24 protein-coding genes are annotated in these 20,434 nt (G+C 42.9%); 16 read left to right on the top strand and 8 right to left on the bottom strand.

Going from position 1 to position 20,434, the window contains the following annotated elements; genetic code table 11:
- Nucleotides 1-31 precede the first annotated feature (31 nt).
- From AC25CA_RS14120 to AC25CA_RS14095, 6 genes are all read right to left on the bottom strand, one after another.
- Nucleotides 32-763, bottom strand: coding sequence for a tRNA 2-thiocytidine biosynthesis TtcA family protein (locus AC25CA_RS14120; RefSeq protein WP_486814474.1), 732 nt, complete (start codon nucleotides 761-763; stop codon nucleotides 32-34).
- Between the two features lie 116 nt (nucleotides 764-879).
- Complete coding sequence (locus tag AC25CA_RS14115; protein ID WP_486814473.1) at nucleotides 880-1,107, bottom strand: thioredoxin family protein; 228 nt, start codon at nucleotides 1,105-1,107, stop codon at nucleotides 880-882.
- A gap of 50 nt (nucleotides 1,108-1,157) precedes the next feature.
- Entirely contained in the window at nucleotides 1,158-1,385 is a 228-nt protein-coding gene (locus AC25CA_RS14110; RefSeq protein ID WP_486814472.1) for a thioredoxin family protein, read from the bottom strand.
- Nucleotides 1,386-1,418: 33 nt separating this feature from the next.
- A complete protein-coding gene (locus AC25CA_RS14105) occupies nucleotides 1,419-2,387 on the bottom strand; it encodes a permease (protein WP_486814471.1) in 969 nt (322 codons plus the stop codon).
- A gap of 20 nt (nucleotides 2,388-2,407) precedes the next feature.
- Entirely contained in the window at nucleotides 2,408-2,788 is a 381-nt protein-coding gene (locus tag AC25CA_RS14100) for a metalloregulator ArsR/SmtB family transcription factor (protein WP_486814470.1), read from the bottom strand.
- Between the two features lie 131 nt (nucleotides 2,789-2,919).
- Complete coding sequence (locus AC25CA_RS14095; protein ID WP_486814469.1) at nucleotides 2,920-4,800, bottom strand: PAS domain-containing protein; 1,881 nt, start codon at nucleotides 4,798-4,800, stop codon at nucleotides 2,920-2,922.
- Nucleotides 4,801-4,949: 149 nt separating this feature from the next.
- Between AC25CA_RS14095 and AC25CA_RS14090 the strand changes: the two genes are divergently transcribed.
- Together AC25CA_RS14090 and AC25CA_RS14085 are read left to right on the top strand one after the other, a co-directional pair.
- The gene (locus tag AC25CA_RS14090) at nucleotides 4,950-5,492 is read left to right on the top strand and encodes a biotin transporter BioY (RefSeq protein ID WP_486814468.1); all 543 of its coding nucleotides are present in this window, start codon (nucleotides 4,950-4,952) and stop codon (nucleotides 5,490-5,492) included.
- A 77-nt stretch (nucleotides 5,493-5,569) separates the two neighbouring features.
- Nucleotides 5,570-6,214 carry a transglycosylase domain-containing protein gene (locus AC25CA_RS14085; RefSeq protein ID WP_486814467.1) on the top strand — a complete coding sequence of 215 codons (645 nt, stop codon included), beginning with the start codon at nucleotides 5,570-5,572 and terminating at the stop codon, nucleotides 6,212-6,214.
- Nucleotides 6,215-6,259: 45 nt separating this feature from the next.
- On the opposite strand, the gene AC25CA_RS14080 is transcribed toward AC25CA_RS14085, so the two are convergent.
- Nucleotides 6,260-7,447 (bottom strand): helix-turn-helix domain-containing protein, encoded by a 1,188-nt coding sequence (locus tag AC25CA_RS14080; protein WP_486814466.1) that lies wholly within the window; start codon nucleotides 7,445-7,447, stop codon nucleotides 6,260-6,262.
- Between the two features lie 245 nt (nucleotides 7,448-7,692).
- Between AC25CA_RS14080 and AC25CA_RS14075 the strand changes: the two genes are divergently transcribed.
- The 3 genes from AC25CA_RS14075 (at nucleotide 7,693) to AC25CA_RS14065 (ending at nucleotide 9,938) form a co-directional block, all read left to right on the top strand.
- Nucleotides 7,693-8,859: an IS110 family RNA-guided transposase gene (locus tag AC25CA_RS14075; protein WP_486814187.1), complete on the top strand. Its 1,167-nt coding sequence runs from the start codon at nucleotides 7,693-7,695 to the stop codon at nucleotides 8,857-8,859.
- Nucleotides 8,860-9,150: 291 nt separating this feature from the next.
- Nucleotides 9,151-9,492, top strand: coding sequence for an ethanolamine utilization microcompartment protein EutS (gene eutS, locus AC25CA_RS14070; RefSeq protein ID WP_486814465.1), 342 nt, complete (start codon nucleotides 9,151-9,153; stop codon nucleotides 9,490-9,492).
- On the top strand, nucleotides 9,489-9,938 hold the full coding sequence (locus tag AC25CA_RS14065; RefSeq protein WP_486814464.1) for a EutP/PduV family microcompartment system protein: 450 nt from the start codon (nucleotides 9,489-9,491) through the stop codon (nucleotides 9,936-9,938). Before eutS ends, AC25CA_RS14065 begins: the two co-directional genes overlap by 4 nt.
- 19 nt (nucleotides 9,939-9,957) lie before the next feature.
- Here AC25CA_RS14065 and AC25CA_RS14060 read toward each other — a convergent pair whose 3' ends face one another.
- On the bottom strand, nucleotides 9,958-10,716 hold the full coding sequence (locus AC25CA_RS14060) for a ParA family protein (protein WP_486814463.1): 759 nt from the start codon (nucleotides 10,714-10,716) through the stop codon (nucleotides 9,958-9,960).
- Between the two features lie 192 nt (nucleotides 10,717-10,908).
- Here AC25CA_RS14060 and AC25CA_RS14055 point away from each other — a divergent pair, with 192 nt between their 5' ends.
- From AC25CA_RS14055 to AC25CA_RS14005, 11 genes are all read left to right on the top strand, one after another.
- Nucleotides 10,909-12,162: a sensor histidine kinase gene (locus tag AC25CA_RS14055; protein ID WP_486814462.1), complete on the top strand. Its 1,254-nt coding sequence runs from the start codon at nucleotides 10,909-10,911 to the stop codon at nucleotides 12,160-12,162.
- Nucleotides 12,140-13,174, top strand: coding sequence for a response regulator transcription factor (locus tag AC25CA_RS14050; protein ID WP_486814461.1), 1,035 nt, complete (start codon nucleotides 12,140-12,142; stop codon nucleotides 13,172-13,174). Before AC25CA_RS14055 ends, AC25CA_RS14050 begins: the two co-directional genes overlap by 23 nt.
- 164 nt (nucleotides 13,175-13,338) lie before the next feature.
- Nucleotides 13,339-13,617: an ethanolamine utilization microcompartment protein EutM gene (gene eutM, locus AC25CA_RS14045; protein ID WP_486814460.1), complete on the top strand. Its 279-nt coding sequence runs from the start codon at nucleotides 13,339-13,341 to the stop codon at nucleotides 13,615-13,617.
- A 21-nt stretch (nucleotides 13,618-13,638) separates the two neighbouring features.
- Nucleotides 13,639-14,430 carry a propanediol utilization microcompartment protein PduB gene (gene pduB, locus AC25CA_RS14040; RefSeq protein WP_486814459.1) on the top strand — a complete coding sequence of 264 codons (792 nt, stop codon included), beginning with the start codon at nucleotides 13,639-13,641 and terminating at the stop codon, nucleotides 14,428-14,430.
- A 19-nt stretch (nucleotides 14,431-14,449) separates the two neighbouring features.
- Nucleotides 14,450-16,117, top strand: a complete 1,668-nt coding sequence (locus tag AC25CA_RS14035) for a propanediol/glycerol family dehydratase large subunit (RefSeq protein ID WP_486814458.1) — start codon at nucleotides 14,450-14,452, stop codon at nucleotides 16,115-16,117.
- 12 nt (nucleotides 16,118-16,129) lie between these two features.
- Complete coding sequence (locus AC25CA_RS14030; protein ID WP_486814457.1) at nucleotides 16,130-16,792, top strand: propanediol/glycerol family dehydratase medium subunit; 663 nt, start codon at nucleotides 16,130-16,132, stop codon at nucleotides 16,790-16,792.
- A gap of 8 nt (nucleotides 16,793-16,800) precedes the next feature.
- On the top strand, nucleotides 16,801-17,307 hold the full coding sequence (locus AC25CA_RS14025) for a diol dehydratase small subunit (RefSeq protein WP_486814456.1): 507 nt from the start codon (nucleotides 16,801-16,803) through the stop codon (nucleotides 17,305-17,307).
- 17 nt (nucleotides 17,308-17,324) lie between these two features.
- Nucleotides 17,325-19,148: a diol dehydratase reactivase subunit alpha gene (locus AC25CA_RS14020; RefSeq protein WP_486814455.1), complete on the top strand. Its 1,824-nt coding sequence runs from the start codon at nucleotides 17,325-17,327 to the stop codon at nucleotides 19,146-19,148.
- Complete coding sequence (locus tag AC25CA_RS14015) at nucleotides 19,141-19,485, top strand: glycerol dehydratase reactivase beta/small subunit family protein (RefSeq protein WP_486814454.1); 345 nt, start codon at nucleotides 19,141-19,143, stop codon at nucleotides 19,483-19,485. Before AC25CA_RS14020 ends, AC25CA_RS14015 begins: the two co-directional genes overlap by 8 nt.
- Nucleotides 19,482-20,153 (top strand): BMC domain-containing protein, encoded by a 672-nt coding sequence (locus AC25CA_RS14010; RefSeq protein ID WP_486814453.1) that lies wholly within the window; start codon nucleotides 19,482-19,484, stop codon nucleotides 20,151-20,153. The genes AC25CA_RS14015 and AC25CA_RS14010 overlap by 4 nt, the downstream gene beginning before the upstream one ends.
- On the top strand, nucleotides 20,153-20,431 hold the full coding sequence (locus AC25CA_RS14005) for a BMC domain-containing protein (RefSeq protein ID WP_486816608.1): 279 nt from the start codon (nucleotides 20,153-20,155) through the stop codon (nucleotides 20,429-20,431). The genes AC25CA_RS14010 and AC25CA_RS14005 overlap by 1 nt, the downstream gene beginning before the upstream one ends.
- Nucleotides 20,432-20,434: the final 3 nt, after the last annotated feature.

Raw genomic sequence — 20,434 nt, 5'->3', positions numbered from 1 at the left:
CTTTTCTCCTTTCGGCGGCGATTGCCGTCGTCTACTTGTGTCGTTTTACCGTATGGAAAAACAATTCCATTTGGTCGCCATTTTTCATGGCATTTAAAATATTTTGTTTCGCCGCAGGCATTTCCTTGTAGAGGGAGGCCATACGGGAATTCATTTCCTCGCGCACGGTATTTTTGTCTGCGGGACAGGGGCTCTTCACAACAGGAACGTTATGGGTTTTTACAACATGGATAATATCTCGTTCTTCTGCGTAGATCATAGGACGGATCATCCATACATCTTTCCTCGATAGATAGGAAAGGGGCGAAAAGGTATGCATGCGCCCTTCGTAAAACATACTCATAAACAGGGTATTGATGGCATCGTCTAAATGGTGGCCCAAGGCGAGGACGTTCAAGTTGCGTTTTTTCATTTCATTGTGCAGTGCACCTCTTCTCATTTTCGAACAGAGGGAACAAGGATTTTTTTCTTTTCTTTCGTCAAAAACAATCTTTGAAATATTGGTTTGAACAATCGTCAATGGGATCTCAAGGGAGTCGCACCAGTCTTGAACTGGTTGTGGATCGAAATCAGTAAATCCTTTACCGATCATGATGGCTTCCAATTCAAATTTGTTTGTGGAAAAGTTTTGATAGAGTTTCATAGCCTTTAGTAGCGCCATGGAGTCTTTTCCGCCTGATAAACCAACTGCGACACGGTCGCCTTCGCGGATCATGCCAAAGTCTGTATCGGCACGACGAATGCAGCCAAGGAGTTTTTTCATATGACACCTCTTTTTCATTGAATTCTTATTTATTTTATCATATATATAATTGGTGATTGTTAAGAAAGTAAGAAATAATCAGCCCCCTTCACTTTTGTGAAGGGGGCTGAATGTGTTTACAGATATTTTTTGATTTCATTCGGCTTCAAAACCTTGCCTTTTGAAACCACTTTCCCATCGACTTCTAAAGCAGGGGTTGCCATAATGCCAGCTGCTAAGATTTCCTGTAGTTCTGTAATGTAATCAATGGTTGCATCAAGATTCATTTCCTCAACAACCTTCTTCACGTTTTCATGGACGATTTCGCAATTTTTACAGCCCATACCATAGACTTTAATATTCATCTTATTCTCTCCTTATTATTGGTTAAATGACATAAAGATACGTGATCATGCTATAAAAGGGCTTTGATCTCTTTGCTAGAAAGGAGTTTGCCCGCTGACAAAACTTTCTCATCGACAACCAAGGCGGGGGTGGACATTACTTTATAAGACATGATTCCTGGAATATCTTCGATTTTTTCAATGACTGCGTCAAGTTCAAGCTCTTTCACCGCTTGACGCGCATTGGCCTCAAGTTTTTTGCATTTTTTACATCCGGTACCTAGAATTTTAATATTCATTGTTTTCTCCTCTCGAGTGGGTTTAGAAAGTAATTAAATTAAAATGTGTGCGGTTGCGTTGAACAGATATCCAACTAAAATGATGGCGATTCCTACAATTCCAACAAAGACAGAAATCAATTTGGGTTTGATGACCTTGCGAAGCAAGAGCATTTCTGGAAGAGACAAGGCAGTCGTTGCCATCATAAAAGCAATGGCCGTACCGATGCCAACCCCTTTCATAATCAAGGCTTCAGCAATGGGAATTGTACCTAGGGCGTTGGAGTAAAGAGGAATAGCAACCACTGTAGCAAAGATGACGGCTAAGGGATTGTCTGGCCCCGCATTGGCAGAAAGCCATGCTTCCGGTGCCCAACCGTGTATGGCGGCACCGAGACCGATTCCGATCAATAAGAAAAGCCAAATTCGCTGAATGATTTCTTTGACTTGATCAATTGCAAAATGCACACGGTCTGAAGATGTCATTTCTGGAATGTCTGCATGACCCATTTGCATTTGATAGACGTACTCTTCCACCTGCGACTCCAATTTTAAGACACCGATTAGGATGCCACCGATTACACCGACGGCAACACCGCAGACTACGTAAAGCAGGGCTAGTTTCCAACCGAAGGAAGCCAAAAGAATGGCGAATGCCGCTTCATTGACAATCGGTGATGTGATCAAGAATGAAAAGGTGACGCCCAAAGGAACGCCGGCTTCAACAAACCCGATAAAGATTGGAACAGAGGAGCAAGAACAAAAGGGGGTTACGATTCCCAGAAGGGAAGCCATCACATGGCCTTTCAATCCGCCTACTTTTTCTAGAATCTGCTTGGTTCTTTCTGGTGGAAAATAACTGCGCACATAAGAGATCGTAAAGATCATAAAACTTAGTAAGATGATGATTTTAATGATGTCAAAGAAGAAGAAATGAACACTATCTCCAAGAGCGGTAGCTCGTGAAAGCCCCAAAACCCCCTCTATAAAGAGAGTAACTAATTTGTCTAGCCAATTAAACATAATATTTCCCTGCCTTATTTTTAAATTTTATTGAGTTGCATAATCAAGGTGTCGTCGACTTGAAGGTCTTTGCAACAATAATTTCCTTTTAAGTAGGTTCTTGTCCGTGCTTGATCCTCTGGGTAATCAGGAGAATCATTAAGCATATTTTGAATGGCTTTGGTCCATTCGGGTTCATTTTTCTGAAAATCACCCGACCATTGATAATAGGTATAGCCGTCTTTTCTCCGCGTTTCGATGATACCAACACTCTTTAATTTGCTGAGTTGCTTGGATGTGTTGGTTTGTGTTAAATCTAATAATGTCATAATTTCAGTGACACAAAAGGGCTTTAGAATCAAGAGTCGCAAAATACGCAAACGGGTATCATCAGCGATGGCTTTCAATAATTTAGTATGCATGGAGGCCTCCATATGAATTATTCGTCATATGCCTAAAATGGAATATGATCATTTGTAGTATACGCTCTCTTGTAATTCTTGTCAATAAAAAACAAAAAAAAGGATAAAAAAAAGCGCTGAGATTCCAGCGCTTACAGTGGACGGATCGTGGCGATGACAAGGGGCTCGTTTAGGCCGTCATCCGCGCGTTTAAGATTGATATCAACGGAAATCCAAGTCCCATCTTTGTGAAGATAACTTTTTTGTGTCAAATAGTGTTGAGCGGTTCCTTCAAAAAGGGTTTGGTACATTTTTTGAAAGTTTTCTTTCTCGCCCGGAAGGGTGAGATCTTCGAAGTGTTTCCCGACGAGTTCAGCCTTTGAGTATCCTAGAAGTTCGGTAAAAGCATTATTGATGATCAGGGCTTCACTATTGAAATTAAAGATTCCCAAGGCAACGGGTGTTTCTTGAAAGAGAAAAAGGTATTTTTGTTCGAGTTGAATCATAGACTGCTGATTCTTGATTTTTTCGGTAATATCTTCCATTAAAATCAAGAGTTCTGGATTTTCTTCATTATGATCAATATAAGAGAGGGTTAAATCCATCCACAGGCGAGTGCCTGTTTTTGATACAAATAAGAGTCTCTCTTTTAAAGCCGATGGTTTTGTTTTATGTGCCTTATCCAGAAGGTGGAAGAGCTTTGGAAGTAATTCTGGATGAATGAATTCAGTTAAATGGTGATGGACAATCCCTGTTCGGGGATATTCAAATCGGGTAGCGGCATCGTGGTTGATATATTGGATAAAGCCTTTGTCGTTGAGTAAAAGGATTCCAATCGGGCTGTATTGTGTAATTCGATCAAAAAGTTTTTGGTTTTCTTTAATGACGCTTTCATTTTTTCTTTTTTCGGTTTGATCAATTAAGAATCCTTCCAGGTAGGCTTCTCCCTGGGGATTTCGACGTGAAATACATTCTAGTTGCATGCATCGATTTTCGCGTGGCAATTGAAAGTCGAATTGATAACTAAAGAGGGTGTCAGTTGTATGCCGAATTCTTGCAGTTAGATTTTTAAAAGTCAAGGCTGCCCGAGGAGAACGAATTTGCTTAATGAGTGTTTCTGCTTTTGGATGACTTGTATCTATTCCTAGCATTTGTCTGGAGATGGTATCAAAGTACAAGGGTTCCTTACGGTCTGGGTAGTATTCAAAATAACCGACATTCCCGATTTTTAAAAGGGTTTTCAATTGTTCTCTTGTTCTTTCCTCGGTAATATCTTGAAGAATTCCATTCATTCGTGATGGACGATCGCCTTTGAAAAGGAAGACTTGACCAATCAGTCTTACCCAAATCCATTGTTCGTTCTTTCCCTTGATTCGAAATTCCAAGCGATAAGAACCGGTGGGTGATTCCCAAAACTTTTTAGTCAGTTCTAAGACTCGTACGTAGTCATGGGGATGTACCCACTTGTGGACCAAATCGATATCAAAGGGTCGTTTTGGCGCATGGAGTCCCAATTCATCGAAGAGAAAGCCATATAAAAAGACACGGTTTCCATCAGCGAACCATTCCCAGGCGCCCATACGAGCGGAATCGATTGCGGTATTCAGACGTTTTTGAACGCTTTGATAGGCAAAACCATGGTACTTCAATTGAGAGATATCTTCGACCAAACCAAGAACTTCTCCAGTCGGCAAGCCGTGAAAATGTGCCCGCAACCACATGATTTGGTCTGAACCGTGAGGAAGAAGACGGAAGAGGATGGTTGAAACTACTTGGTTGTACTCGGCAGCATGAAATCGACTGTCAAGTTTGGCGCGATCGTCTGGATGAACTTGGTAAAGGAGCTCATCATAACTAGAGGCGTGAAGGTCAAGAAAATCTTCTTTGGACCGTTCTCGGATGGAGAGGGAAACCGTATTGGGAAATTGAATCATAAAAAAACCAAGTGTACTGGATTCAAGCAGCCTTTCAATGGAATAAAGGCTATCATTAAGTGCCAAGGTTGCGTCTAAGGATAATGGTGAGAATTTCATTGCGTTTCCCTCCTTTTTACTCTTTCTTCTATCATATCAAAAGGAAGAGGCAGGGAAAAGGTGTTGAACGTAAACTGAAAAATATAATTAGTTGACAAAAGAGGAAGGATTTGATTTAATGTAAACAATCTGAATTATGGAGGTTTACAATGAAGACCAAAGATATGATTTTAATCGCGATGTTTACGGCCTTGACTGCCATCGGGGCTTTTATTAAGATTCCTATACCGCCGGTGCCCATTACCCTGCAACTGGTATTTGTCGTTTATGCCGGTATATTTTTGGGGGCAAGAAAGGCAATGATGTCTCAATTGCTGTATTTGATGATTGGACTGATTGGAATTCCTATTTTTGCCCATGGCGGTGGGATCACCTATATTTTTCAACCGACCTTTGGTTATTTGATTGGGTTCATGTTGTGCGCAACGGTGATTGGTTTTGGGGTTGATCGCATGGAGCAAGTAACCTTTTCAGGGTTACTTGCTTGGAGTGTTTTGGGATTAGCATTGGTGTATGTGATTGGTGTCCTATATCTCTACGGCATTGTAAACATATATTTTGGACAAGTGATGACCATGACAGCCGCATTGAAGGCTGGTCTACTTCCATTTGTTTTGAAGGATTTACTTGTTCTCGTTATTGTTGCATGGACGGCGGTACGGGTATATCCGCGTGTTAAACGACTTATGTAACAATTAAGAAACTCGTAAGAAAGAAAAGGCTTTATGGTAAGCTTTCTTTTATATGGTTGTTTTGAGGAGGAATTCCGATGAAGAAACGATATAAAATGCAAAAGCTTATGGTAGCCTTTTTTTTATTGTTGATCGTTTTGGTGGGGTGGGTCAATAACAGCATCAAGGAAGCGGAATTTCAGATGAATAGTCAAATTCCAGAACAGATTCAACAGAAGAGAAGTGAATATGTGAAGACCGAAGAGATTCCTGAAGATTTATTTGAGGCGATTGTAAAAGCGGAAGATCATCGATACTACTATCATTTTGGCATAGACCCAATCGGGATGACACGTGCAGCAATTGTAGATATTCGAGCGAAGAGTATTGTAGAAGGTGGCAGCACGTTGACACAACAATTGGCAAAAAATTTATTTTTATCTTCTGAGCGTACCATGAAACGAAAAATCAAGGACATGGTATTGGCTGTCGAGTTGGAAGCACTGTATTCCAAGCGAGAAATATTGGCCATGTATTTGAATCTCGTTTATTTTGGAGAGGGTGCATATGGGATCGGAGAAGCGGCGGAGGTTTATTTTCAAAAATCAGTTTCCGAGTTGACGAGAGAAGAATGCGCACTTCTGGCAGGAATTCCTAGAGCGCCGAGCCTTTGCAATCCGATTGCGGATCAGGAAGGGATTATGAAACGACAGCAAATAATCTTATTGAAAATGGGAAAGTAAAGAGAAGCGAGGGAATCGTAAATGAATATCCCCGGCTTCTCTTTTTCATTTTTTTCTATGAAGCAACAATTGTTTTCTAAACTGCAGGGGAGTCAGTCCTGTTTCGGTTCGAAAGACTTGTGTGAAGTGACTTTGACCGCCGTAGCCTAAGAACAGAGAGATTTCCAAAATGCTGTTAATCGGATTTTGAAGCATCTGCTTGGCTGTTTCCATGCGAACATGAGTGAGATATCGCTTGAAGGACATGCCGGTTTCTTCTTTTAGGAGGCGAGACAGATAGCTGGGATGAAGATTCAGCTCAGAAGCTAGTTCGCTCAGCAAGTAGTTTCTGGTTTTATTTTCTTCGATCAAGTGGGTTGCTCTAAGGATCAAGGATGAGTAGGTACCGGTTTGTTTTTGATTGACTTGATTGGCAAAGTCGATCACCAGAGTAAGATGAAGGGTTCGAACTTGATCAAAAGATTGCTCTTTTTCTGACTGCTGGATATAAACGTCTTTCAAATGTAAAGCTTTCTCTTCGGTGAGTCCACCCTGGATAGCTGATCGAGCCGCTAGGGTTGCCGTTGCGATCAATCTGTTTTTTTCAGCGCGCAAGAGCTTCATCGTTGGGTGAGCACCGTCAAAATTGGGTTGCTGGTAGTGAAACAAGGCTTGTTTCACTACTTCGGGCTGGCCGTGACGAATGGCTTTCATTAGTTTTTCTTCTAGGACATACTGCTCCACATGATCACTTGCGGGATATTCTGAAAGAACGGGTTGTGGAAAATCCTGTGGTCTTGTTTCAATGGTGGTTTGGAAAGAAAGCAATTCCTTTCTGAAAATGTTCCAGGCGAGAAAACCGTAATAATATCGCTGCATATCTCCTGTTACGGCTAGTTCATAGTCGTATTGACGGAGGGTCGGTAATTGCCCGTATGGAAGATTACTTCCCTTTAGTCGGAGCCGTATTTTTTCCTCGGTTGGTCGATGCAGAAGCATAGGACCAAAAACGAGCAAGCCCCCATTGGCAGGCAAGGAAAAATACGCTTCATTTAATTCGCTTGTACGATGGATGGGCTTATCGTATTCCGACGAATTTTGAGGGAAGCTTAAAATGATTTTTCTATGAATTTCTTTCATGGGATCGTGTTGATTGGGCTCTTCAGCTAACAGGATTTTGTTCTTGTAAATCCAATGAACTGGTATTCTTGTGGCGCAACGGAATAAACGAATCAAAGATTCTAGGGTTTCCATAAGTTCTCCTTGTATAGTGAACTTGTAGTCAAACTACGAGTTCAAGATTTTTTCTTATATACTGAATATAGTGTTGTGGATTGGTGTGTTCTCCTATAGCTTTGACTATTTTTTTAAGGCTCCAACCACATATCTATGTTCTTTTGTTTATGAGTTAGATAACGCTAGACGTTTTATCTCGGGCAAGGATACATAACATAGAATCATGTGGAACCACAACTCAAATAATGAAAGGATGTGTTTTTATGATTTATGTTGGCATCGATGTTGCCAAAGACAAGCACGATTGCTTTATCGTAAACTCGGATGGTGAAGTTATCAAAGATGTTTTTACTTTCAAGAACAATTTGGAAGGTTTCACGCAGTTTTTCTCTGCGATCCCCGATGTTCCTTTGGACAAAATAAAGGTGGGACTAGAAGCTACTGGTCATTACAGCATTAATCTCACGAATTTCATTAGCAATCATCACCTACCACTAGTAATTCTCAATCCGCTTCAAACCAACCTTTTCAGAAAAGCTCAAACGCTTAGAAAAAGCAAAACGGACAAGATCGATGCTAAACTTATCGCTTTAATGTTGCAAACGGGTAACTTCGAATCCCACACAAATTTATCATACCATCTGGCAGAATTAAAGTCACTCACTCGACATAAATCTAGAATTAAAGAAAATCTCTCCAAGTATAAAATTTCACTGGTACGAATGACAGATATTATGTTTCCAGAACTTGCTTCGGTTGTTTATTCGATCAATCAAACGTCGACCTATGCGATTCTAAGAGCTTTCCCGTCTACACAAGCGATTGCTTCTGCTCACCTTACCAAACTCACAACCCTACTGCATCATGCGTCTCATGGCAAATATGGCAAAATTAAGGCACTTGAAATCCGACAAGCTGCGAGAATATCCATTGGCTCTGAGAGCCGTGCACTCAGCTTTGAACTCATCCAGATCGTGCACTTTATCGAATACTACAAGCAAGAAATTGCTCAGATTGATAAAGAGATCAAATCTATCATGGATGAATTGGAAAGCCCGATCCTGAGCTTCCCAGGTATCTCTTATGGATTGGGATCTGTCATCCTAGCTGAGGTTGGCGATATTCGAAGATTCTCTTCTCCAGCTAAGCTGCTAGCCTTTGCTGGTCTGGAGCCCTCCACTCATGAATCAGGAAAATTTGTGGGATCGAACATGAGAATGGTAAAACGCGGGTCACCATATTTGCGATGGGCACTTCTTGAAGCTGCTAGACTCGTTGCTATGAGAGACCAAACTTTTAAAGACTATTATCAGAAAAAGAAAGCTGAAGGTAAGCATCATTATGTTGCTCTGTCTCATGTCGCAAAAAAACTTGTCCGTGTTCTTTACCACATTTTAGTCAATAATCTAACTTTTCAACCTCAAATTTAGTTATACCCATCGTCAATCTCATCCAGGAGTAGTTTGCTACTTCTAATTTGGTGTGCAAATTTTCTTGTTTCAATTCTTATGATAAATTACTCGAATTCTACTTGACTTCATATAGTTAGTCTTTATAAGAGATTATAAGCTTTTTCTTTATTGTATCAAATTGGAAGCCGTCAGAAAAGTCTGAAGTGGAAAAATAAGCCAATTTAAGATCGAAAAGTATAGGAAGTGGGCGAAAACCTTTCTTCTCTTTCTGCTTTGCTATTGCTACACTTAGAAAAAAGGGGGAAACTCATGGAAAAACAACGAGTGATTCAAGAGTATGTACCGGGGAAACAGATTACCCTGGCTCATGTCATTTCAAAACCACAAAAAGAATTATGCGATAAGCTGGGGTTTCCTGAGGCCCATGGAGAATCTTTGGGAATATTAACCATTACCCCGGGTGAGGGGGCGATTCTCGCTGGGGATTTGGCTACCAAGGCTGGAAAAATTTCCTTATGTTATGTGGATCGATTTAGTGGTTCCGTTGTCATTCGTGGAGAGGTAGCAGCCGTAGAATCTTCCTTGAAAGCGGTGGTTTCGGTTTTGTCTGATCGTTTGGGGTTTACTGGATGTCAGGTGAGCCGCACATGAAGGCGCTCTTTATAGGTCCTATAGACGCAGGGAAAACAAGCTTGAAACAACGGTTAACTGAGGATCGGATTTGGGAAGACAAAACGGGTTGTATCATTTATGGTGAATGGATTGATACGCCAGGAGAGCTGTTTGAAAACCAAGGTTTTTTTCGACGGTTGCTTCAATTGGCAAACCAAGCTGATCTGGTTCTTTGGGTTGTGGATGCAACCAAGCCCATGTTGGGTAATCACTTGGAGTATAGACGATTGATTGAAACGACAATTATTGGAATTGCAACTAAGATTGATTCGGAAGAGGCAGATCTGTTGAAGGTTTCTAATCGAATGCAGGAATTGGGGATCTGGAGATGGTTTCCCATCAGCAATATCACAGGTGAAGGCATAGCGGCTTTGCAAGAGGAGCTGGTGGAGCTAGAAGAGATGATTCATTTGGAAAGAGGGTAACAGCAAAGCAGGCGTTTCTTTATGAAACAGCCTGCTTTTTCGTGCGATGAAGAACTTCTTGGGCAAGGGATTCATAATCAATGGCTCCATTTGCCCGGGGAGCGTAATCGAAAATTGGCCTGCCTAGGAAAGGCGCTTCAACCAATTGAATATTTTTCCGGATGGTAGTTTGGAAGACCAAGTCACCAAGAGAGCTTTGTAATTCTTTGCGCATCCCCTTCATGACTCGGGTTCGAGATTCGTATTGTGTCAAAAGAATGCCAAGAATTTTAAGTTTTGAATGAGTTTCTTTTTCAAAGTCTTTTAAGTGGCGTCGAAGTTCTCGATAGCCATCAAGGGCAAACTTGTCGATCCGCAAAGGGATCAAGACGGTGTCTGCCGCATATAGCGCATTCTCGGTGAGAAGGTTGAGAGTGGGATCATTATCAATAATAATGAAATCATAGCGAGTAGCAAGGGGCGATAAATGCTTTGACAAACTGAAGCGATCTATAATTGGTGAGTGACGATCAATGGAATAGTCACTTGGAATAAGATCCATATTTGGGTAGACTTCATGGATCAGTACCTTCTCTGCCGATATGCTGTCTGTCAACCAAGCGGCGATACCCGGTTGCGCAGATGGATTTACACCGACCCCGGCAGTTGCATTTGCTTGGGGTGCGTTGTCGATTAAGAGCACACGTTTTTGATTGTTCGCCAATGCTGCAGCTAAGTTGATAGCTGTTGTGGTTTTGGCGACACCTCCTTTTCGATTGTAGATCGCAATGATGGTCATAATCGTTCCTCCTGCTTTTAATGATAGCAAATTAATGGAAAATAAAAGGAAAGGTTCTTGTTGGAAACGAGCAAGATTTTGTCATTTGGTCAAATTGGGAGCGCTTTCCAGTATGATTTAACAAATAAATCTGATAAAATTTCATTACAGACCAAAACAATATGGGAATCAGTAGAATTGAAGGGAGAAACCATGAACAAGGGATTTCGTCTTGAAGATATAGTCGATATACTAAAACTACAAGAGATTCAAGATCGTTTCACTGAGGTGACAGGATTGGGTGCTGTGACGGTGGATTATACAGGTGCACCGATCACGACTTATAGCAATTTTTCTCCGTTTTGCCAGGCCATGCGGGAGCGAGAAGAGTGCTTTCGATGTTTTCATTCCGATGCCCACGGGGGATTGGAAGCAGCGCGGACGGGTAAACCCTATATCTATTATTGCCATACGGGTTTGGTCGATTTTGCGGCTCCCATTATGTTTGAAGGTCAGTTTATGGGTGCCTTATTGGCAGGTCAGGTACGGGTCAAGGGAGATCCGCCGGCCTGGTTAAAAAATCAGGGTGTGCGTTCAGAAGAATGGAAATCTGATCCTGAAATGGTTGAGTTACAAACGGCGTGCAAGTTAATTTCGGTTCGCAAAATCAAAGCGGCGGCGGAATTGATGTTTGTCATTACCAATTATATTGTCGAGCAAAGTGTGTTGAGTTTGAGCCAGGAAAAACTCAATGAAAAAAATACAAAGTTGATAGAGGAAATGGAAGCGCGAATGGAATTGGAAAAAGCCTTACAGGACGCTGAACTAAAGGCCTTGGAAAACCAGGTTAATCCTCATTTTCTTTTTAATGTATTAAGTTCGATTAACTCGCTTGCTTTAATTGAGGATGCACCGAAAACCTCAGAAATGGTTTACGCCCTTTCAGAGATGCTTCGTTATACTTTGAAACGAAGTATGGATCAGACTGTGCTGCTTAAGGATGAATTGGATTATACAGAGAAGTATTTAAAAATTCAAAATATACGCCTCAGTGATGGAATTAAAGTGAAGTGGGAAGTGGACGATGCTTTGATGACTACGCACGTACCTTTTATGAGTGTTCAGCCCCTGGTAGGGAATGCGGTTAATCATGGGATCTTTCCAAAGGAAGACGGTGGTGTGATTCGAATTCGTGCCCTCGATTTTGCAAATCGAGTGGAGATCTCAGTTACAGACGACGGAATTGGGATGACGAAATCTCGATTGAAAGAAATTCAGCAGATGAAAAAGAAAAAAGGGCAGACTACAGACTCAATTGGCATATGGAATACCTATAAGCGTTTGCAGCATTTATTTGGATCAGGAGCGGATTTGATGATTAAAAGCACAGAGAACAAGGGTACAACCATAGTCATGAAAATACCAAAAAATAAGGAGCCAGGTGATGTGGAAGATTTTGATCGTTGATGATGAAGTCCTTGTTCGCCAATCCATGAAGATGATTATTCTGAGAAAGTTTCCTGGATTGGTTGAAATACTTGAAGCAAAAAATGGAAAAGAAGCCGTGGAGATGTATGAAGAGCATTTTCCGGATTTGATTATTCTTGATATCAAGATGCCCGTTATGGATGGATTGGAAGCAGCTTCTTTGATTTTAGACGGGACGCGGGATCCTGCCGTTGTCTTTTTAACAGCTTATGCAGATTTTGCTTTTGCGCAACGCGCTGTCAAGCTGGGCGTGAAGGATTATATTTTGAAGCCGCCAAAACCCGATGAGGTGGTAGAGGTTATTCAACGTTCTTTGCAGGAAAATCATCTGTCTTATGAGGCAAACCTGAAAAAGGTCCTTCATACCCTGAACCAGCAAATTGTTTTGGGTGATTATCAAAAGGCGAGGGAAGCTTTTTTACAATATTGCCGGCTTGCCCACGAGGATCGGGAGTCTGAAAGAAGTCATTTGCGCAGTTTGTTTATGAGCCTGGTTCAGCAAGAGCATGAGTTGGGGATTCAAACAGAGGGGATTGGTCTTGAAGGATTCGAAGCATCCTTTTATCAACGCGACAAAATGGCGAGTATTCAGTATATGGAAGCGGTACTCCAAACGATCTTCGATTGGATCATTGAGAAAAAAATCTCCTGTTTTGATACGGAGATCGAATTCGCAGTCAATTACATCAATCGCTATTATAAGGAAAATCCATCCTTGCAGCGGGTTGCGGATTATATGAATCTAAGCGCTCATTATATGAGTAAATTGTTTAAGCGGGAGACTGGTGAAAATTTTTCTACCTATTTAACACGATGTCGAATGGAAGAAGCCAAGGATCGAATCAAGTATACTGATGAAAATTTGATTGCAATCGCTTATGAATTGGGATTTAATGAGCCTAATTATTTTTCACGGGTATTTAAGAAAATTGAAGGGATAACCCCTTCGCAATATCGCAATCGCGTACGGAAAAAGGTGGACCCTCAATGAGGGTCTTTTTTATATGCAAAAAAGTGCTAGAGAAGAGTAAAATCGTCGGGGCGAATTGTCAAAAAGTGTAGGAAGAGAACTTCTCCTTATGGCGGACTGGAAAGCGTTTTTTGGTAGCATATAGAAGAATGGCGAAGAAGCCAAATCGAAAAGGAGGAATGGTAATGGTTAAAGAAGCACTAGGCATGATAGAAACAAAAGGTCTAGTCGGCGCAGTGGAAGCAGCAGATGCCATGGTTAAAGCAGCTAATGTTACATTGGTCGGATATGAAAAGATAGGGTCCGGCTTGGTAACGGTGATGGTTCGCGGCGATGTTGGTGCAGTTAAGGCTGCCACTGATGCCGGTGCAGCAGCGGCTGATCGTGTAGGCGAAGTTGTTTCTGTTCACGTAATTCCACGTCCCCATACAGATGTGGAAATGATCCTGCCAAAAGCAGAATAGGTTGGGAATAGGAGGAAGAATATGTCAGATCAATTAATGGAAAAAATGGTAGAAGAAGTAATGAAAAAACTCGGTGGCGCAGAAACCCCTGAAGCAGCTCCTAAAACTGCACCCGTGAAGATTGGTTGCAACTTGACTGAGTTTGTAGGCGCATCAAAAATTGGTGATACCATCGGTTTGGTCATTGCTAATGTAGATGATCAATTAGCGGAGTCAATGAAACTTGACAAAAAATATCGATCTATCGGTATTATTGGCGCACGTTCTGGAGCTGGTCCTCATATTATGGCAGCTGATGAAGCTGTAAAAGCGACCAATACTGAGATCATTTCTATTGAATTGCCTCGTGATACCAAAGGTGGAGCGGGTCATGGTAACTTGATTATTTTTGGTGCAGAAGACGTATCTGACGTAAGACGTGCTGTTGAAGTAACCTTAAAAGAAATTGAAAGAACCTTTGGCGATGTTTGGGGCAATGAAGTGGGATATATGGAACTTCAATACACAGCGCGCGCAAGTTACGCTTGTAATAAAGCTTGGAATGCTCCATTGGGTAAATCGTTTGGATTAATCGTAGGTGCACCAGCGGCCATTGGTGTAGTTACTGCCGATGCGGCTATTAAAGCGGCCAATGTAGAAGTTTTGTCTTATGCATCTCCTTCAACGACTAGCTTTACGAACGAAGTGATTCTTTTTATCACAGGCGATTCAGGGGCGGTTCGACAAGCGGTTCTTACAGCGAAAGAAGTAGGCGTCAAGCTTCTTGAAACGATGGGTGAAAAATGTGAATCCGCTACCACTCCATATATTTAAGCAGTAAAGGAGGAAGAAGATGAAGAGATCAAAACGTTTTCAAGTACTAGCAGAACGCGATGTTAATAAGGATGGATTTATCAAAGAGTGGCCAGAAGTAGGCTTGATCGCCATGGATGGTCCCAATGACCCCACACCAAGCATTAAGATTCAAAACGGCAAGGTTGTGGAATTAGATGGAAAGAAACGGGCAGACTTTGACTTAATTGATAGTTTTATCGCAGAGTATGGGATTGAATTATCTCGAGCAGAAGAAGTTATGGCAATTCCTTCTGTAGACTTGGCAAAGATGTTGGTTGATGTTAATGTACCGCGAAGTGAGATGGTTAAATACACCATCGCCATGACTCCTGCAAAAGCAGCGGAAGTTATGGGAAAAATGAATGTTCTTGAAATGATGATGGCCTTGACAAAGATGCGACCTAGAAAAACGCCATCCAATCAATGTCATGTTACCAATGTGAAGGATCATCCCGTACAGATCGCTGCAGACTCTGCAGAGGCGGCTCTTCGTGGATTCGATGAGCATGAGACAACTGTTGGTGTTGTTCGATATGCACCTTTCAATGCTTTGGCATTGTTGGTTGGTTCTCAAGTCGGACGTCCAGGTGTCTTAACTCAATGTGCTGTTGAAGAAGCAACTGAATTGCAACTCGGCATGCGGGGCTTAACTGCCTATGCGGAAACAGTATCCGTATACGGAACCGAGCAAGTATTTGTCGATGGCGATGATACGCCGTGGTCAAAAGCATTCTTGGCTTCTGCATATGCATCACGCGGATTGAAAATGCGATTTACATCAGGTACAGGTTCAGAAGTTCAGATGGGTTATGCGGAAGGCAAATCCATGTTATATCTTGAAGCTCGTTGTGTTTTCATTACAAAAGCAGCCGGCGTACAAGGCTTGCAAAACGGTTCCATCAGCTGTATTGGTGTACCGGGTGCGGTTCCTTCAGGAATTCGTGCGGTCTTGGCAGAAAACGTCATTACAACCATGTTGGATATGGAAGTTGCATCAGGCAATGACCAAACCTTCTCTCACTCACCAATTCGTCGGACAGCAAGAACCTTGATGCAGATGATTCCTGGAACAGACTTTATCTTCTCTGGATATTCTGCAACACCGAACTACGACAATATGTTTGCCGGTTCAAACTTTGATGCAGATGACTATGATGACTACAATGTTCTTCAGCGCGACTTAAAAGTTGATGGTGGTCTTCAACCCGTTACAGAAGAAGAAGTCGTTAAGGTTCGGAATAAAGCGGCAAAAGTTTTGCAGGCTGTCTTTAAGAACCTAGACTTGACTGAAATCACCGATGAAGAAGTGGAAGCAGCAACTTATGCCCACGGCTCAAAAGATATGCCGGACAGAAATGTAGTTGAAGACTTGAAAGCAGCACAGGAGATGATGGAAAGAAAAGTCACAGGTGTTGATGTAATTAAAGCGCTTCATAACGGCGGATACGAAGGTGTAGCAGGCGATTTGTTGAATATGATGAAGATGCGCGTTTCTGGTGATCATCTACATACTTCAGCAATTATCGATGAGAACTTCCACGTAATCTCTGCAGTCAACAATTGCAATGATTATGCGGGTCCAAGCACTGGATACCAGATGAGCTCAGATCGATGGGATCAGATTAAGAATATTCCGAACGCGATTGATGCGACGGATTTTGAGTAAGGGGGGATCGAGATGACAATTAATGAGAACCTAGTACGCAGTGTAATTGAAGAAGTTTTGAAAAATTATCAATTCGAAAATAATGGAAATGCCGTTACTCAAAAGTCAGCACCTGTTCCGGAAACCGGCGGTTTGACTTTGACAGAAGGCGCCATTGCTGAAGAAGGACGAAAGAGTGATGAAGTAGTAATCGCTGTTGCACCAGCTTTTGGCAAATTCCAAAATGCGACGATCGTTAAAATACCACATCGTGAAGTGCTTCGTCAAGTGATTGCGGGCATTGAAGAAGAGGGTTTGAAGGCGAGAGTGATTCGTGTTACTCATACCTCTGATGTTGCTATGATCGCCCATCGCGCGGCGAAATTGAGCGGCTCAGGTATTGGTATTGGTATCCAATCAAAGGGAACCACGGTTATTCATCAAAAAGATTTGATGCAATTAAGCAACCTGGAATTATTCCCTCAAGCGCCATTGTTGACTGCGACGGTGTTCCGTGCAATTGGCAAAAATGCTGCGAAATACGCCAAAGGCGAATCTCCAGCACCAGTGCCAACAATGAACGATCAGATGGCACGACCAAAGTACCAGGCGATCGCAGCTTTGTTGCATATCAAGGAAACGGAGCATGTGGTACCACACGCAAAGCCCGTAACACTTGATGTGAAGTTTTCGTAGGGGGTGTAATGATGAATCAAAAAGATATGTTAGAGAGCATCGTTCAAGAAGTGATGAAGCAGATGAGCGGCGACGCACCATCAGCCCCAGTGGCTAAGGGTAATGTTGCGACAGCTGATCGAGATTATCCATTGAGTGAACGCAGACAAGACCAAATTAAATCGCCAACAGGAAAATCTTTAAACGAGATTACCCTGGAAGGTGTAATGAATGGATCGGTTACAGCGGATGATTGTAAAATCAGACCGGAAACGCTTGAAATGCAAGCGCAGATTGCTGAATCTGTTGGTCGGGACGCCTTTGCACGCAACCTTCGACGAGCAGCAGAACTGATTGCGGTTCCCGATGATCGTTTGTTGGAAATTTATAATGCACTTCGTCCGTATCGATCAACAAAGGGCGAAATGATTGCGATTGCAGATGAATTGGAAAATCAATATAGTGCAAAAATCAACGGAGCGTTTATTCGTGAAGCTGCAGAATTGTATGAGCAACGGGGACGACTGCGAGTTTAAGCAAAGGAGGCAATCTCATGACATGGATTGCTGGAATCGATATTGGAAATGCGACAACTGAAACGGCCCTCGCAAAGAGCGAGGGCAAGGCTCTTACATTTGAGGCGACCGGTATTGTGAAAACCACGGGGATCAAGGGGACCAAGGATAATTTGCGGGGCGTTTACTCCTCTTTAAAGATGGCAGCAAACCAAGCCAACATTCCTGTTACTTCGATTTCTGAGATTCGTATTAATGAGGCAGCACCTGTTATTGGTGATGTTGCCATGGAAACCATTACGGAAACGATTATAACCGAATCAACTATGATTGGTCATAATCCATCGACCCCAGGTGGGATCGGTGTTGGTGTGGGCATTTCCATTCCCTTGCGGGAGATTGGACCGAGTGATCGTGACCAGCCAATTATTGCTTTGGTGGACCGTGGTATTGATTTTGACGATGCAGCCAGAGAAATTAATAAATTGACAGCCAATGGCTATCAGGTTCAAGGTGTGATTGCACAATATGATGACGCAGTGCTGATTCATAATCGATTAGATGTAAAGATGCCAATTATTGATGAGGTTACACTTTTCGAGAAAATTCCACAGCGGATGTTGACATCTGTTGAGGTGGCTGGACCGGGGAATGTAATTGAAGTCCTTTCCAATCCCTATGGGATTGCGACGGTATTCGGATTAACTGCGGAAGAAACCAAGTCGATCGTACCCATCGCACGGGCATTGATCGGCAATCGTTCGGCTGTGGTCATTAAAACGCCGGCAGGCGATGTGCGGGCAAAGCATATTCCAGCTGGAAAAATTCGAATTATTGGACAAACGAAACGATCTGAAGTAGATGTGGAAGCGGGCGCAGAAGAGATGATGACTTGCGTGAGCAATTGTATGCCGATTACAGATATTAAGGGAGAGCCGGGCACCAATGCCGGTGGCATGCTGGAACGGGTTCGCCAAGTTATGGCAAATTTGACGGGTCAAGTCGCTACAAAAATTCAGATTCAAGATTTATTGGCTGTTGATACCTTTGTGCCGCAAGCGGTGAAAGGTGGATTGGCTGGAGAATTTGCCATGGAGAACGCTGTAGGCGTGGCGGCCATGGTGAAAGCGGACCGCTTGCAGATGCAGACCATTGCGGATGCATTAAGCGGTGATTTGAATATTCCCGTAGCCGTAGGCGGTGTAGAAGCCGACATGGCAATTCGTGGTGCTCTAACAACCCCTGGAACCAAGGCGCCATTGGCGATTTTGGATATGGGGGCAGGTTCCACCGACGCCTCGATTATCAATCGGGACGGGGAGATTCAGTCGATTCACTTGGCGGGTGCCGGGAATATGGTAACCCTCTTGATTCAAACGGAATTGGGACTTGAAGGCCCTGAACTTGCCGAGGATATAAAAAAATATCCATTGGCAAAGGGGGAAAGTCTCTTTCATATCCGACATGAAGGAGGGAGTGTACAATTCTTTGACAAACCTATCGATCCCAAAGTTTATGCTCGAGTGGCAATTTTGAAAGATGGCATGATGCTGCCTTTGCCTGGAGATCTTTCTATGGAAAGGATCCGGGAGGTTCGACGGGACGCCAAACGAAAGGTATTTGTTGTAAACGCGCTTCGCGCCTTAAAATCTGTGAGTTTAACGGGAAATCTACGGGATATCGAATATGTGGTACTTGTAGGCGGATCGGCTCTTGACTTTGAAGTGCCGCAATTGGTAACGGATGCTTTGTCGAAATTCGGCGTGGTAGCGGGACGCGGCAATATTCGAGGTACGGAAGGACCACGGAATGCGGTAGCAACAGGATTGATCCTCGCTAAGGAGGAAGAACGTCATGGATAATCGACCGAGAATTGAAGTATTGGTTGCGCGGGGCAACGCGCATCATTCGAGTCTGATGCAGGTCCTTTATGGTATTGAAGAAGAACAGGTACCGGTATCGATAACGGAAACGGATAATACATCGGTTGAAGCCATGGCTTACGAAGCGGCGGAACGGTCAAAATTGGAAGTGGGAATTGGAATGGATAGGGAGGGGAATTTTGCCCTCCATCACAAAAAACTGGAAAGACTTAGTCCCTATATGCAACTTGCAAAACGAAGTTCGGATGAGCGGGCTAGAGTTTTTGGCAACAACAGTGCAAGGCTAGTGAAGCGCATGCCCTTGCGTGATGAATGAGAAAGGAGGGGATCCTTCTGAAAAAATCGCTAGGACTCATCGAAACCATAGGAATGGCCGCCGCTGTTGAGGCAGCGGATGCGGCAGTGAAATCTGCCAACGTCAAACTGATTGGGATCGAATTAAGTAAAGGATTTGGTATGGTAACCGTGAAGATTGCTGGAGATGTTGGGGCTGTAAAGGCTGCGGTTAATTCGGCAAAAGCAGCAGCGGAGCGGGTCAACCAAGTGGTTAGTGTAAAGGTAATTGCACGACCATCAAAAGCGATTGACCAGTTGATATTTTCGCCAGATACCGTTGGCGAAGATTTCCCGAAGAAAAAAGGGAAAAAGGCGTCAAAGGGCCAAAAGAAATCTGAAGTAGAAAAAACACCTGAAGGCAAACCGGAGGCAATTGCGGAACCTGCTGAGAAGCAGGAACCGGCTGAAAAACCGGAAGCGATGATTCAAGCAGAAGTGGTTGAAAAGTCGAAGAAGAAATCAAAACCGGAAAAGCCAAAAAAAGGGAAGTTGGATTTAGCAGCCGCGATGAAGGCGGAAGCTGAAGATCTGCAGGACAATAAGGGACCGGTAACGGAAGCAAGTTGTAACCTCTGCAAGGATCCTGCTTGTTCGAGAAAAAAAGGTGATCCACGTAAAATTTGCATACATTATGGAGAGGAAGTGTAATCATGGGTGAAGCATTAGGTATGGTTGAAACACAAGGATTAGTTGGAGCGATTGAAGCAGCCGATGCAATGACAAAAGCGGCAAATGTCCAATTGATGGGATACGAAAAAATAGGTTCCGGACTGGTAACTGTGATGGTTCGCGGTGATGTAGGTGCTGTAAAGGCCGCAGTCGATGCAGGAAGTGCAGCAGCTGAGCGTGTAGGAAAAGTGGTATCTGTACACGTTATTCCTCGTCCGCATGCGGATACGGAACAAATATTACCAAAAGGAAAGTAGGGT

The organism is Gottschalkiaceae bacterium SANA, assembly GCA_036323355.1.
Taxonomy (GTDB): domain Bacteria; phylum Bacillota; class Clostridia; order Tissierellales; family GPF-1; genus GPF-1.
The sequence above is the reverse complement of the archived record's forward strand: the minus strand, read 5'-3'. Positions and strand labels throughout refer to the sequence as shown.

Excerpts from the sequence above, each read along its gene's own strand:
- AC25CA_RS14120 (WP_486814474.1), bottom strand. The coding sequence starts at position 763 with ATGAAAAAACTCCTTGGCTGCATTCGTCGTGCCGATACAGACTTTGGC.
- AC25CA_RS14115 (WP_486814473.1), bottom strand. The coding sequence starts at position 1,107 with ATGAATATTAAAGTCTATGGTATGGGCTGTAAAAATTGCGAAATCGTC.
- AC25CA_RS14110 (WP_486814472.1), bottom strand. The coding sequence starts at position 1,385 with ATGAATATTAAAATTCTAGGTACCGGATGTAAAAAATGCAAAAAACTT.
- AC25CA_RS14105 (WP_486814471.1), bottom strand. The coding sequence starts at position 2,387 with ATGTTTAATTGGCTAGACAAATTAGTTACTCTCTTTATAGAGGGGGTT.
- AC25CA_RS14100 (WP_486814470.1), bottom strand. The coding sequence starts at position 2,788 with ATGCATACTAAATTATTGAAAGCCATCGCTGATGATACCCGTTTGCGT.
- AC25CA_RS14095 (WP_486814469.1), bottom strand. The coding sequence starts at position 4,800 with ATGAAATTCTCACCATTATCCTTAGACGCAACCTTGGCACTTAATGAT.
- AC25CA_RS14090 (WP_486814468.1), top strand. The coding sequence starts at position 4,950 with ATGAAGACCAAAGATATGATTTTAATCGCGATGTTTACGGCCTTGACT.
- AC25CA_RS14085 (WP_486814467.1), top strand. The coding sequence starts at position 5,570 with ATGAAGAAACGATATAAAATGCAAAAGCTTATGGTAGCCTTTTTTTTA.
- AC25CA_RS14080 (WP_486814466.1), bottom strand. The coding sequence starts at position 7,447 with ATGGAAACCCTAGAATCTTTGATTCGTTTATTCCGTTGCGCCACAAGA.
- AC25CA_RS14075 (WP_486814187.1), top strand. The coding sequence starts at position 7,693 with ATGATTTATGTTGGCATCGATGTTGCCAAAGACAAGCACGATTGCTTT.
- eutS (WP_486814465.1), top strand. The coding sequence starts at position 9,151 with ATGGAAAAACAACGAGTGATTCAAGAGTATGTACCGGGGAAACAGATT.
- AC25CA_RS14065 (WP_486814464.1), top strand. The coding sequence starts at position 9,489 with ATGAAGGCGCTCTTTATAGGTCCTATAGACGCAGGGAAAACAAGCTTG.
- AC25CA_RS14060 (WP_486814463.1), bottom strand. The coding sequence starts at position 10,716 with ATGACCATCATTGCGATCTACAATCGAAAAGGAGGTGTCGCCAAAACC.
- AC25CA_RS14055 (WP_486814462.1), top strand. The coding sequence starts at position 10,909 with ATGAACAAGGGATTTCGTCTTGAAGATATAGTCGATATACTAAAACTA.
- AC25CA_RS14050 (WP_486814461.1), top strand. The coding sequence starts at position 12,140 with ATGTGGAAGATTTTGATCGTTGATGATGAAGTCCTTGTTCGCCAATCC.
- eutM (WP_486814460.1), top strand. The coding sequence starts at position 13,339 with ATGGTTAAAGAAGCACTAGGCATGATAGAAACAAAAGGTCTAGTCGGC.
- pduB (WP_486814459.1), top strand. The coding sequence starts at position 13,639 with ATGTCAGATCAATTAATGGAAAAAATGGTAGAAGAAGTAATGAAAAAA.
- AC25CA_RS14035 (WP_486814458.1), top strand. The coding sequence starts at position 14,450 with ATGAAGAGATCAAAACGTTTTCAAGTACTAGCAGAACGCGATGTTAAT.
- AC25CA_RS14030 (WP_486814457.1), top strand. The coding sequence starts at position 16,130 with ATGACAATTAATGAGAACCTAGTACGCAGTGTAATTGAAGAAGTTTTG.
- AC25CA_RS14025 (WP_486814456.1), top strand. The coding sequence starts at position 16,801 with ATGATGAATCAAAAAGATATGTTAGAGAGCATCGTTCAAGAAGTGATG.
- AC25CA_RS14020 (WP_486814455.1), top strand. The coding sequence starts at position 17,325 with ATGACATGGATTGCTGGAATCGATATTGGAAATGCGACAACTGAAACG.
- AC25CA_RS14015 (WP_486814454.1), top strand. The coding sequence starts at position 19,141 with ATGGATAATCGACCGAGAATTGAAGTATTGGTTGCGCGGGGCAACGCG.
- AC25CA_RS14010 (WP_486814453.1), top strand. The coding sequence starts at position 19,482 with ATGAGAAAGGAGGGGATCCTTCTGAAAAAATCGCTAGGACTCATCGAA.